This is a genomic window from Pantoea sp. BL1 (assembly GCF_000963985.1).
In the GTDB taxonomy this organism is placed as follows: domain Bacteria; phylum Pseudomonadota; class Gammaproteobacteria; order Enterobacterales; family Enterobacteriaceae; genus Pantoea; species Pantoea rwandensis_B.
This window is the reverse complement of record NZ_JZRH01000045.1, coordinates 1-13,886: the sequence shown is the minus strand read 5'-3', so window position 1 is coordinate 13,886 and position 13,886 is coordinate 1. Positions and strand designations below refer to the sequence as shown.

General features: G+C 54.2%; 4 protein-coding genes. 1 reads left to right on the top strand and 3 read right to left on the bottom strand.

Annotated features, from left to right (window positions below; translation table 11 throughout):
* The 3 genes from VH86_RS19300 to VH86_RS19290 form a co-directional block, all read right to left on the bottom strand.
* Positions 1–8,702: filamentous hemagglutinin N-terminal domain-containing protein (locus VH86_RS19300; RefSeq protein ID WP_045833815.1), on the bottom strand; the 8,702-nt coding region annotated here is incomplete at its 3' end.
* A gap of 12 nt (positions 8,703–8,714) precedes the next feature.
* Positions 8,715–10,379 (bottom strand): ShlB/FhaC/HecB family hemolysin secretion/activation protein, encoded by a 1,665-nt coding sequence (locus tag VH86_RS19295; RefSeq protein ID WP_045833814.1) that lies wholly within the window; start codon positions 10,377–10,379, stop codon positions 8,715–8,717.
* Positions 10,380–11,204: 825 nt separating this feature from the next.
* Positions 11,205–12,158 (bottom strand): FRG domain-containing protein, encoded by a 954-nt coding sequence (locus VH86_RS19290; protein WP_231647299.1) that lies wholly within the window; start codon positions 12,156–12,158, stop codon positions 11,205–11,207.
* Between the two features lie 311 nt (positions 12,159–12,469).
* Between VH86_RS19290 and VH86_RS19285 the strand changes: the two genes are divergently transcribed.
* Positions 12,470–13,774, top strand: coding sequence for a PIN-like domain-containing protein (locus tag VH86_RS19285; protein WP_045833813.1), 1,305 nt, complete (start codon positions 12,470–12,472; stop codon positions 13,772–13,774).
* Positions 13,775–13,886 lie beyond the last annotated feature (112 nt).

Below are 13,886 nucleotides of genomic sequence, written 5' to 3'. Positions count from 1 at the left end.
CCCCCGCCGCTGAACATGCCGCTCTTTTTGGTCTCGCTCAGGCGATAGCTTGTCTGGGTATCAGTGGCGGCAGTGATGCTGAGGTCATTGCCCGCTTTCAGGCCGACATCGCTCTCGCCGACGACAGAGGAGCCGCTCACGACCAGGTCGTGGCCTGCCACAATTGAGACGTGATCACCGCTCAGGCTGGAGGCTTTTTCTGTGGTGGAGCTGTCTTCGCTGACGGTGTGGGTGGTTTTCTTACTGAACAGCCCTTTACTGGTTTTGGTTTCTTCTTTGTAGGCGTAATCGCTTTCTGTCGCTGTGGTGATGTTGACGTCGTGCCCGGCCTGCAACGCCAGATCTTTGTTTGCTGTGATTGTCGCGGCCTGGCTGGTGATGTCATTACCCGCCAGCATCGTGGTGCTGCCACCGCTGACAATTTCAGTACCCTGCTGCCGCACGGTTTCGTTAATCACCGTCTTGTTACTGCCGCGTACGCTGTTGCCAGAACGATTCTCTTCTGCAACGAGGCTTATGTCGCGACCAGCATACAGTCCGAAATCCCCCTCAGCCGCCAGAACTGCCGCCTGGCTTTTCATATCCTGCCCGGCATTCATTGTCAGATTACCGCCGCTGGACACCGTTGTGCGCGCTGCACTGGAGCTATGACTTTCTTTATTACCGATTTGATCATGGGCACTGGACTGCTGAGACGTTAAATCGAGGTTATTCCCCGCCGTCAGCGACATGTCCTTGCCTGAATTAAGCTGCCCTGACTCGACTGAAAGGTTTTTGCCTGCATTAATCGTTAATGCCGAACCTGCGGATAGCGTACTGCCTACCGCTGCGGTGCTGGCGTTATCACGATTACGGTTTTTAAAGTTACTGTTGATGGTATTCGCGCCGAGCCAGACATCATTCACTGCCTGAATTTTCAGGTCATTGTCAGCCTTTAGCAAAGAGGCGGTGTTGAGCAGGCTGTCACCAGCCATCAGAGAGAGATTACCTGTAGAGGTAATGGCTGCCTGATTTCCCTGCTCAGTAATGGCGTATTTACTCCAGATTGAGTTATTGCTGGTATTGGAGGTGTTCGTCAGGTTAATAATGTTTCCACTGACACTTTCAAGTGCCACCTGCTTGCCACTGATGGTTGAGCCAATGTTATTGATATTTCCCAGGGCTCTCAGGTTCAAGCCTTCGCCTGCCTTAATAAGGCTGCTGTTAATATTCTCAATCTGAGTCTGACTGGTCAGCGCGACATTCTGCGTCGCGGCAATGGTGCTGCCGTTATTGCGGATATTGTCTGCCGTCAGCGTGACGTTACTGCCTGCAATCACGCTGCCGTTGGCCACGGTGACATCTTTAGGTGACAGGTAAAGTTTCGGTACCATCACCGTCTGGCCATTGATCGTCGCTTGCTCCCACCACAGTATGCTGTGATCGAGAGCAGCAATCTGTTCCGCATTCAGTGATACACCGAACTCTAATCCCAGAGATTGCTGTGCTTTCGCTGCGTTATCCATCAGATAGGACATCTGTTCCAGATCGGAACCCATACCGTTGATATAACGGTTCCCGGTCTGGCTCAATAACGCATTGCTGACATAACGGGTATCAAATGCCGCATCGCCAAGATAGCGATAATCCTGCTCCGGTTTGAGCTGCAAACGATCCAGCAAATAAGAAGACCCAAGGAATTGACCGACATCGGTATAGGCGCTTCGCGTCTCAGCCGGAGCGGCTGAAGGCTGACGATGAAGCAGGGTATTGAGATCGCTAAACAGGGTCTGATCAAGATCTCCCAAGCCATTAAGTTTCGGGTTAACGGTGATCAAATAGGGACTGGCAGGATCCTGCGACACCGTAAAGTAGCCATTCTGCGTTTCCGGGATCGGGTAGGCGCTGGTATCGACTTTCTGCCCCTCGGGAAGCCTTCCGGGCTGCGGTATAAATGCATCGTCTGAATTACCAACCAGAGTTATTTTTTTGCCGCTGGTTTGCAGGGCTACCGTTTTGTCAGTAATGGCGTTCAGTCCCCTGACCGTTGTGTCAGACGATACTAGGGCTCCTCCGCCATTCACGGTTTGCACCGCACGTGAAACCTGATCGACCCAGTCAGGGCTGCCCACGGCAACGGCTGAGGCTTGCTCAAGACCAAGACGTTGCAACCCATTGCTGAGCTCAGCGTGAGCCAGACTGGCTATCGGGGGGGCGTTAAGCGTTGGCGTAATGGTGCCACGAACATCGCTCGATTCACTGTTATTAACGATAGTGGTAAAATTCGCGCTGACGTTACCATTAGCCTGAATAACGCCGCGAATGGCAGTGGTGCCTTCTGTGCGATAGCTATCTGTAGCGGTAAAGTTGATCGTATCAACAAATAAATCTGGTTTAGGATAAAGTTTGTCACTGTAAGAGTAACCAGGAACACTCGTTGGCATCTTTTTATAAGTGGCCACCGCATTGTTGGCCGGGTCCAGCGTATAGGTTCTGTAAACCGTCTGACTGCCTGAAAGATATGATTGGTTATTTAATGTTGTTCCGGAAAGAGATAAAGATTTCCCTGCCAGCAAATAACTACCCAGGTTATCTAATGTCTGCGCGGTGCCCGTTAAGTTCCCTCCAGCACTGATCCTCCCGGCAGTTCCTGACGTTACTGTTGATGAATTCACGCGGGAAACCGCGACTTCAGTTTGAGTTATCCCGTCGCGCAGATCGGCAATCGTACCGGCGAGAACACGATTTTGATCACCAATAATTCTAAATCCAAAATTCAGAAATCTGACCTGGTCCGGCGAAAAGAACGTATAGGGAATCGCATAGGTGCCGGGTTGAGGTGACGTGAAGCTGTTCGCCAGATTTTCTGTGGTGGTTATGCCGGGTTGAATTGACAGCCACTGGTTGGTCAAATGGCGCGTGTTTAACTGGATGTCACCAGAGATTGTTTCAATTGTGCCCGAGGTATTGATGATTTCAGCGGTCTGATTGCCCGCTGCATCTTTCTGCATCTGGAGATTATTGCCTGCAAGGATATTCCCCTGCTGGTTTCGGATACTGTTGGCGTAAAGATAAAGTTTCTGCCCGGCATACAGCAGCGCGGTGTTCATAATACTGCCCGGTGAGGTGATGGTGAGATTGCCACGCGTACCGGTAAAGCCGTTGAGCGCCAGGTCGCTGCGGCTTGTCAGCGCGACATTGCCTCCCCCCTGCAGCGTGCCCGCGCCGTTCATCGTGATGCGATTGCCGATCAGGCTGCTGTCGCCGGTGCCGGTGGTGATCTGGCCGTTGTTCGTCAGGTCGCCGCCTGCACTCAGCGTCAGTGCCTGCCCCTGTAGCGTGCCCTGGTTATCGATAGCGCCATTGCTGCTGATGCTGAGACGGTTGCCTGCGGCCAGGATGTTGCGCGCGGTGAAGCCGTCAATCAGTTTCAGCGTCGCGTCGCCCAGCGCCACCACCTGTCCGAGCTGATCAAACCCTGTGCTTTCCAGCAGCAGATTGCCGCCGCTGAAAAGCTTACCCGCGGCCTGCTGGGTCACATTTGTCGCTTTGACATTCAGCTGACTGGCGCCGAGCAGCGTGCCGCTGTTGGTGAGTTGCGCATAGTTCACCGCCAGGTTCCCGCCCTGCGCGGTGCCCAGGTTCTGCAGGCTGTTGCCGGTGAGTGTCGCCTGCTGATCCGCCATCAGCGTGCCGCTGTTGCTGGCGCTGGCCGCATTGAGGGCCAGCTGCGAAGCCTGCAGCCAGCCGCTGTTGATCAGCTGTGGCGCGTTCAGCGTGAGATCCGCTGAAGAGAGGACTTTACCGCTGTTGTTAGTCAGGCCGCTGGTGGTAATACGGCTGGTGGCGCCCTGAATCACGCCGTAGTTATAGATTTCGGGCGCGGTCAGCGTCAGGCCGTTCTGACTGAGCAACGTACCGCTGGCGTTATTGGTGAGGCGTCCGCTGGCGTTCAGCTGCAGGCTGCTGTCGCCCTGCATGCGCCCTCTGTTGGTGACGCCGCCGCTGCTGAGTAACAGATCCTTACCCTGCATCCGGCCCGCGTTATCAACGGTGGCTGCATGCACATCCAGTGTGCCGCCGCTCAGCAGCCCCGCGTTTTGCTGCTGCGTCAGCGCGCCCGACAGGGTGGTGGTCAGGCCTTCCACGCCCGAAATCTCACCGCTGTTGTTAAGCGTCGTACCCTGTAACGTGAGGTTGCGGGCAATCCACTGCCCCTGGTTGGTGAAACTCAGGGCATTGAGCGCGGCGGTGCCATTGGCGGAGATTTTGCTGCCCGCCCCGGAGGTGAGCGTGTCGCTCAGGTTCAGCTGCAGGTCACCGGCGCTCTGAATGGCGCCGCCATTGGCGAGGCTTGTGGCATCCAGCAGGATCTGCTGTCCCTGCCAGGTGCCGTTATTCGTCACGGCGTCACCGCTGATGTGCAGCGTGCCCTGCGTCAGCAGCTGGCCGCCGGCATTGTTCATCAGCACGCGCGCGGGCTGAGCCTGAACGGCAAGCAGGCGGAACCCCTGGATGGGTGCCGGGCCGAGAGTGAGTGACTTCAGGCCAATCAGGCTGCCCTGATTGGTGACGCTGACGGGGCGGATGGCGAGCGTATCACCCTGCACCGTACCGCTGTTGTTAAGCGAACTGCCGCTGAGCGTGACGTCTTTTTCTGCCAGCAGTTTGCCGCTGTTATTCAGATTCTGCGCGTCAATCTGCGCGGCACCCTGAGACAGCAGCCCACCCTGATTATTCAGCTCCCCGCTGACCGATGCCGTGAGGTCAGCGCCGCTCAGCAGCGATCCCTGATGCTGCCAGCTTCCCGCTGTGACTTGTACGCCCTCACCCTGCAGCGTACCGGCGGTCTCCAGCGTGCCGGCATTCAGCCGCAGCGCTCCCCCGGTCAGAGTCTGACTACCCGCTAACTGTGTCAGACGGTCAGCCGCCTGCGCATCAAGCATTGTCGTGCCCTGCCACAGCCCCTGATTACTCAGCGAATCCCCGCGAAGCGTGAGGATGTCCGCCATTATATTTCCGCTGTTCGTCAGGCTGCCGGCTGACACACTGGCACCTCCAGCGGACAGCAGGCTGCCGCTGTTATCCAGCAGCGTGTCCGAGGTGCCGCTCAGGGAACCGGTGCCGTTGATGGTGCCGCTGGTGGAGAGTGAGGTGAAGTGATAGCCAAGGTTTTTGCCCTGCCACACGCCTGCGTTACTGGCCGTCCCTCCCTTCAGGGAGAGTTCGCCACCGCTGACAAGCTGCCCGTGAAGCAGGTTATCGAACTGGGCAAACTCTGCGCTCAGCAGCGCGTCACCCTGTAGCAGGCCCTTGTTCTGCAGCTTCGCGCCAGAGGTTTTGACCTGCTGTGCGGCAACGGTTCCTGCGTTATTCAGGGTGTTGACCTGAAGCTCGGCCTGCTGCTGTGCCAGCAGCAACCCGTCCGGACTGTTTTCCAGTGAGCCATTAAGACCCACGTTCAGATTGGTTGCCGTGATACGACCGCTGTTGCTGAGACTGTGTCCTGTCAGACTCAGGTCGCCTGCCACCTGCAGCAGGCCGGCGTTAGTGAGCGTGACGGGTGCAAGGGCGAGTGAATCACCGGTGATGAATTCACCGGTGGCGGTATTCGTGATGTCCGCGCTGCTGAGCGTGAGCGCGCTGTTGCCCTGAAGCAGGCCTGAGTTCGTCAGCCGAGGTGACGTGAGGGTCAGGCGGTCCGCTGCCAGCGTACCGCTGTTACTGAGACGGCTGCTGAGCAGGTTCATCCCCTGTTGGCTTATCAGCTTACCGCTGTTATCCAGCGCGCCACTCACGTTCGCGCTGAGCTGAGAACCTGCACGCGCGCTGCCGGCGTTCTGCCAGCTTTCCAGTTTCAGGTCGAGCTTATCCGCCTGGATGCTGCCCTGGTTGTTCAGCGATGAGCTCTGCACGTCTGCCTTGCCGGCCGTCAGTAACTGCCCGCTGCCTTTATTAACGAGCGTATCGCTATGCAGCGTCAGTGCATCAGTGCCCTGCATCAGCCCGCTGTTGACCAGGTCCCCCTGCAGCGTCAGCGCCTGCGCGAGCAGCCAGCCGCTGTTGTCGGTGCTTCCCGTTATCCCGATGTGCTGCTGGCCCAGTATCTTGCCGCTGTTAGTTAACGTGCCGGCAGCAATGGTTGCATCCCCTTCACTCAGCGCATTGCCGCTGTTCTGCCAGTCGCCTGCCGTCAGGTCAAGCTGCTGACCCTGCATCTGACCGCGGTTATCCAGCCGATCCTGCTTCAGCGTCAGCTGACCGCCGCTCAGCACGGTTCCGCTGTTGGTCAGCTGCTGCCCGGTTGCCTGCAGCGACTGTTTACCCTGCAGCGTGCCGCTGTTCTCCACGGTGGTACTGCTGATATCAAGCTGGCTGGCGGCTATCTGCCCGGCATTGGAAAGACTGCCGTTTTTCAGCTGCACGGCGTTATCCGCCAGCAGCAGGCTACCCTGCTGATTGCTGAGAGTGTCGTTGTCTGCCGTGATATCAGTGGCGCTGATTTCTCCGGCGTTGGTCAGCGTGCCGCCGCTCAGATTCAGGGCCGCACCGCTGGAAATCAGCCCGGCGTTGTTCAGCTCCGGCAGATCGAGCCCGAAACTGTTATCAGAGCTGACGGTGCCGTCTGCCAGGTTCGTGAGGCGCTGACCGCTGAAGCGGAGCGCCGTCGTCCCCTGGATCAGGCCGCTGTTGTCGGTTTCACCGCTGCTGAGCTGCAGCGCCTGCTGGCTGAATAGGCTGCCGGTGTTGTTCAGGCTGCCTGTTGTTAACGTCCCTTCCGCCAGGCTCAGCACCTTTCCGCTGTTCAGCCAGTTGTCTGCGCTGACATTCATCAGACGGCCCTGAAGTGAACCCGCGTTATTAAGCCCGGCGGTATCCAGCGTCAGCTGATCCTCACTGAGCACGGTCCCGGTGTTAGTCAGCTGCCGGCTCTGCGTTTGCAGCGTCTGTTTTGCCTGCAGCGTGCCGCTGTTACTGATGGCGTCGCTGTTGAGGGTCAGCCCGACGGCGGCCATTTTCCCCTCGTTGGTGAGCTGCTGGTTGTTCAGCTGCAACGCCTGTCCGGCGAGCAGCGAGCCGCCCGACTGGTTCAGCACCGCCGCGTTAAACACGCTGAGGTCCGCCGCATTAATTTCGCCCGCGTTACTGAGCCTGTCGCCGCGCAGCGTCAGCGTGGTGCCGCTGCTGATGAGGCCGCTGTTACTGAGATCCGGCAGGTTGAGCGCGAAGGCATTGTTGGAACTGAGGGTGCCGCCGCTGAGATTGTTCAGGCTGCTGCCGCTGAAGCTGAACGCACTGGTGCCCTGCAGCATGCCGCTGTTATCAGTCTGCGCGCTGCTGATATCCAGCACCGGCGCAGAGAACATGCCCTGATTGAGAAGACTGTTGCTCACCGTCGTCAGGCTACGGGTTGCGGCGACGCTCGCACCCTTGCTGTTCTGTAACGTACCCGCTTTAACGCTGATGGTACTCGCGGCCAGCGCGCCGCTGTTGTTCAGTTGCCGGGTATCGACGGAAAGGTTGTCAGCCGCGGTAAACTGGCCGCTGTTACTGATTTGGTTCTGAGCCTGAAGCTGAATGCTGCTGCCAGCGTTGACGCGGGTGGATTGATCCGCTGCCAGGTTCGCGCCACTGAGCCGGATGTCGCGGCCCGCCGTCAGGCTGGTACCGCCGGTGGTCAGATTGCCTTTTGCTGTGACGGCGATCCCGGCATCACTGACCAGGGTTCCTTTGCCCAGCGTGGCATCCTGCTGCGCATTGACCGTGATTTGTCCGGTGGCTTTGTTATCACCGTTCAGCGCAACCGATGCGCCATTCGCCGTCAGCGCGCCACTGCTTAGGCTGTTACCCAGCGTCAGTTTACCGTTCGCATCCAGCTGAATATCGCCCTGCTTCGCGGCCAGGTTGCCGAGGTTGACCCCCACGCCCTTCTCGCTCGACACCAGATGGATGCGGTTGGCGTACATGCCGCCAAGCGCGCCGGTATCGACCGCCACCGACGGCGCCGCGCCCTCGCCGGCTATCGGTGTGACCGAACCGTTCGCGCCCACGCGGTTGGCCCCCACGGTGACGGACAGATCCTTCGCGTGGATCCCGGCGTTGATCTCGGTTGCGCGCGCGACGATCGACACCGCGTCGGCGCCGCTGCCGTCCAGCCCTTTACCTTCGATGGTGACCGAGCCCTTCGTCACTTCCAGGGAGGATAGGTTGCCGTTTGCATCCAGCTGCGGTTTACCGGTGGTCAGCATAACGTTCGGCGTGTTGATAAAGCCGCAGCCGTTACAGGTGATGCCGTAAGGGTTTGCCACCATCACGTTGGCCGCTTTGCCCGCCACCTCGGTATAACCCTGCAGCTGAGAGCGGTTCGCGCCCGTCACTTCGTTGATGATCGCCTGCGCTTCGTGCCCGGCTTTCAGGTTGGGGTTGTTCTGGATCAGGCCGCCGAGCTGCGTCTGATTGAGCTGGCCGGTGGCATTGTTGAGGATCAGCCCTTCCTGGCCGACGTTGTACTGCTGGTACTGGTTGTGCGAGACGCCCGCTGCGTTCGGCGTGGCGATGTTGACCACCGGCACGCCGTTGCCCGCCGCATCCATTTTTGTGCCGGGCGTCACCGGGGTGATTTGGGCCGCCATGGCGGGCAGCATCGGCTGCACCGCCACCAGATAACAGATGAGATAGCTGAGCGCGCGACGGGCGAGGGAAACGGGTTGACGATCGTCCATAATCTTTGCCTCTTAGAAAACCAGCCCGACGCGGGCGTAGATGCTGACGTGATCCGGCTGCAGGTGGCCGGGATAGCTGAGCGGAATGCCGACGGTGTACTGGGTGTAGAAGTAGCGACCCCGGGTGGTGAGTCCCACCGCGCCACCCCAGAGCGTGCCGGTCGATTCGCGGTTCTGCGCGTCGCTCTTCAGCCAGCCGCCGTCGACGGCGGCCAGCGCGCTGACCTCGCCCATCACCGGCAGCGTGAACAGGCTGTAATCCAGCTCGTTACGCAGGTAGCCGCCGGCATCGCCGGAGAGGTACTGCTCCTTAAAGCCGCGCACCGAGCTTTCGCCGCCGAGCGTCAGGCGCTCGCTGCCGTAGAGCCGGTCCGGAGACCACTGGCCGTACACGCTGCTGAGCCACCACAGGTTATTCGCCAGCGGGCGCTGGAAGCTGCCGCTGAGGCTCCACTTGCGGAACTGCGCCTTTGGCAGGTCACCAGTTTTGCCGTCATCGCTTTCGGCATCAAACCACGGCATGCCCCGGCTGAAGGCCGGGTTGAGGGTAGCCACTCCGCCGAACATTTTCTGCGTGTGGTTCAGCCCGAGCTGCAGGCTGGTGATTTTGCGGCTGCTGCTCTGCAACAGGGTGTTATTAAGGAAGTTGTGGCTGGAATAGTGGTTCAGCCCCAGCTGCACGCCGGTTTTGATATCCCCGTTGCGGAACAGCACCCAGGAGGCGTTCAGGCGGTGCGCGACGTTGTCACCGTTGCTGAGCCAGGTGAAATCATTGTTGATGAAGCTGCTGTGATAGCTGCTCCAGGTGTAGCTGTAGTCGAGCAGGCCGTAGCCGTACGGAACGCTGACGCCCGCCTGCAGGCTCTGCGCGTCGCGCCATTCACTGAAGGCGCTGCTGCGTGCGCCGCTGATAAACCAGCGGTCAGCCAGTCCCAGCAGGTTGTTGCCGGTGAGTGAGGCGTTCAGCTGGCCCACGCCGGTGCTCTTCTGTCCGCTGTTATCAAAGCCCAGCGAGGCGCTGAGCGGAAACTCCGGTTTTGCCGTGAGGTTCACGACGGAATATCCGGCTTTGGGCGACGGCTGGATTTCAATCTGTACCGGTGTGGAGCGCACGCGGTTAATCTGCTCCATGCCCTGCTCAATATCGCGCAGGTTAAGTATCTTTCCTTCAAGGCCGGGAAACGCCATTAACAGCGCGCGCGGGTGCTGACCGTCGAGGCGTATTTCGTCGAGCTTCCCTTCCAGCACCGGAATAACCAGCTCGCCGGAGGATAAATCCTGCTCGGTTAAAAATGCGCGACTGGTAATATAGCCGCGCTGCATATACCAGTCGGAAATGGCGTGAACCAGCGCATTAATTTCCGTTAAGTTCAGGCAGCGATTTATCCAGGGCGCGGTGATATTCTGCTGCTGGCTCTGCGACAGTAAAGACGCATTGCGGATGATAATATGATGGACGGGGAAGCACGGGCCGGATGCGCTTAAACCGCCATCCGGTGCGGCCTGCGGGGCGACAGCGTTCCACAGCGCGTCGCGCTGATGCTGGTCTTGCTGCAGGCGCTGTTGCTGCTGATTCTGGATATAATCCCGGTCGCCCGGATTTAACGGCGCCGCGACTGCCGAAGCCGTTAATAAACTGACGCAAAGCGCCAGTAACTTCCCTGTATTTGCCATCATAAAGACTTAAGTGAAATTGATTGTAAATGTTTTGTAAGCTTGTTTGTGCAGAATATCACCTAAACAATCAGAAAGTTCCTGATGGGGCTATAAAACGAGAATGGAGTTAAGATTTTAATTAGGTCGGGATTATTTCTCAGACTAACTCAAATATAAAGCTGGTGGTTTTAGGTTGAAGACAAAAGCAAATATTTATCCGGATTATTTGCATCGTTCTTATTAGCAACAGAACTGAAATCAAGCGCGCAGCGTCTCTGATTGATTAGTAAAAGCGTAGCGTAAGCATCTCTGAGAGCAGCAGACTGAGCACCTTTCGTGCCCGTCGGACGGTATCCGTTCTTCAGACCGGCCGGATTTTTGGTTTCGGCTGAGGCGGGATTTTAGCGGTTATGCCTGTATCGAGGTGATGAATTGCGGGGATCGCGCGAGTGCCGGTGCATGCATCATCACGCCTCTCCTTGTTCGCAACGTCATTGTTAGCTTCTTAAACCGCGTGTGGTATCAACTGGTCACGTATGGCCGGGAGGCATTCAAAATGCCGGGCCGATCGTTTCGATAAAGCACGAAGTTCACAACACGTAATTTATGTTAAATATCAACAACATAAGAGGGTTGCATATCACAGCCATAAAAGACATCTTAAAGCCCAGAGAATGAGCGAAAAAGTGCATTCCTTCTGACTCATGCACGGTTAACGTATATTGCGAAAACACCAACTACTTACAATAGTATATAAAGGACATGCAGCTTAATACTATCAATTACTTTGGATCGCAATAATGAAAATGTGATGTAATGCATAATTGCGATCCTTTTAAAAATTATCTAGATTAAACCATCATCATCTTCTTCCATAGCCATGTAATTCCGAGCTATGAACTTAGCAGCCTTCTCAATCTCAGGAAAAAGAATGCTTTCATATACACCTAGTCTTTCAAGCTCTGTTCTTATTCTAGGTTTATGCTCAGGGGAAATATAAACTCTGCGAGCAGGTATAGCCTCCTCTGTTGATTTTACGAAATTGGCCTTGGAGCCATACAACATAAATGCGCCAGACTGAGCTATTATTCTTTTATTACTGAGTTTTGGCTTTACATAAACTGGCTTCAGAATATCTTCTGGTTTAAGAAGTTTCCTGAAATGAGGTTTTTCCATTCCGACATGAAAATATAGCTCATCCAGTACATCTTTTTTGCATTCATTACTGGACTTTGCTTCTTCACTCTTTTCTATAAATTGTTCATAACTTGAACTTTCACCAGCGAGTTTGAACAGCGTATCTTTACTGCTACCGCTCAAGTTTGCGACATTAGACATGCAACTAACTCTGTCACTGTCATAATAGCGCTGTCTTGATTCTGGGACGTAATATGCCGTGACGGTTCCACCTTTCAGACCTTCAGCAATAATTCGGCTGCTTTCATTAAAGTAGTAATCCTCTGTAGCAAACCAAAGTGCCACAAGTGGATTCAGCGTGACATCCATTAATCTGGTAGGCAGTCCAAAGTGTTGCATACGCACAAGTCGATCAAACATCGTTTTGTCAGTTTCAAACTCTGATGGATGTATGGAAACTATATCTCTGATAGCTCGATATTCGTTTTCATAAATCCTTCCTTCCCCTCTGAATAATTTAGGTTTTGCGATCCAACCATAAAACGCCTGCCCACGGAATGCAGTCGGATATTTACCTTTATGCTCCCACGTATTTACGTATTCAACAAACTCAGTAACTGATTTAATTTGTTCTTCGGGCTTTTTCCTATAAGGCATCGCCATACACTCCTTTACTGCGATTTATAAAATTAAGATGACCGTACTCGTTCGGCTTTGAAAGCCCCATCGAGATTGTAAAGGTCAGGCATAAATTCATTGAATTCCTGAAAGAAATATAAAATTTTTGAGGCTTCACAATACGTGAACGGGTTCATGCCAATAATGTTGCCAGCTTCCGGTATAATTGAATGTAACATCATATAAGGTGCATTTGACACGCATATGTTGTGATCCGTGTGGTTTTCATGCGCTTTATCGTTAATTTTGAGATAACATCACATTAAAGTCATCGCACAGCCAGAAAGGAATTTGTCATGCGCTCCAACTTTTCCGGGTTCTACGGCGTCTCAGAAGAGACCATAGCTAACGTTTTTACCTCTGCCAGCACGATTTTCGTTTTTGACGCCAACATCCTCCTGACCCTTTACCGGTGCGAGGAGGATACCCGGAACCGCTTCTTTGAAATCTGGGAAAAAATAAAGGATAAATGCTGGTTTCCCCATCAGGTATGCCTGGAGTATCAGCGTAATCGTCTCAAAGCCGTGAGTGAAAGTCGGGAAGCGTTAGGAAAGATACCGAGTAAAATCAACAGTTCCATAGCAGTGCTTAGAAAGGAAATCTTCGGGAATGATTTCAGTTCAACCATCGCCCGGTATTCCAATCTTCGTGGTGAACTGGAAGAATTGATTAGTTCTTTAGAAAAAACTGCCGATGAGTTTTCAAAAAGCCATATTGAATCGCGCAGAACGAACATCGATTTTATTAATAATCATGATGTCATTCGCGACAAAATAGATGAGTTGACTGACGGGCGAATCGGCCCTGCTCCTGCTGACCAGAGTACCATAGACGCCCTGAATAAATCAGGTAAAACTCGCTATCTGTATAAGATTGGTCCCGGCTATGATGATGAGAAAGCGAAAGAAAATAAATTCTACGCTTATAATGGCTTAAATTATGACGCCCAATACGGTGATTATTACGTCTGGAGCCAGGTTCTTGATCACGTTGATTCTAACCCGCAAAGAGCGGTCGTATACGTAACAAACGATGCAAAATCAGACTTCTTTTATAAAGTGGATGGTAAAATTCGTGGGCCAAATGAATCTCTCATTACTGAGATGAAAAATAAAGGTGCTTCTGAATTCCTTCTCCAGAACATCGATACATTTCTACATCACGCAAATACCCATCTGCATGCGAATATTGGTGAGTCTGCTATAGATGAGTTAGCCAGTGCCAGCCAAAATGAAGAGCGTAAGAAATATACATGGAGCAATCAGAGGAAATTATCTTTCTTACAGCGCAATCCAGATTACATTAATAAATTATTGTCAGATGATAACTCCAAAGAAGAAGTTAATGATTTATACTATATTATTAAGGATAGACTCCATAAATACAATCTTGAATATAATACACTGTCGACGCAATCATTTCTAACTTTTGATGACGCTGAGCCTGATGGATTTGAATTAAAAAAGGGAAAGTTAAGAAATTCACTGAATACTTATCGATTCTTATTGGACAAGATTACGAAGAAATTAGCCGCATCTCAGGAAGAGGACGCTATTCATCAACTCCTTAAAGAAATGGACAATAAAACACCTGACGAGTGATTTTCTCAGCTTGTGTAACGCGTGTCGCCTCCTGCATGACACGCGTTACAGCGTGCGGAGAAAGCATCATTCTTCCGCACACGCCTCCCCGCCCCGCCCCGCCCTTGCCCCA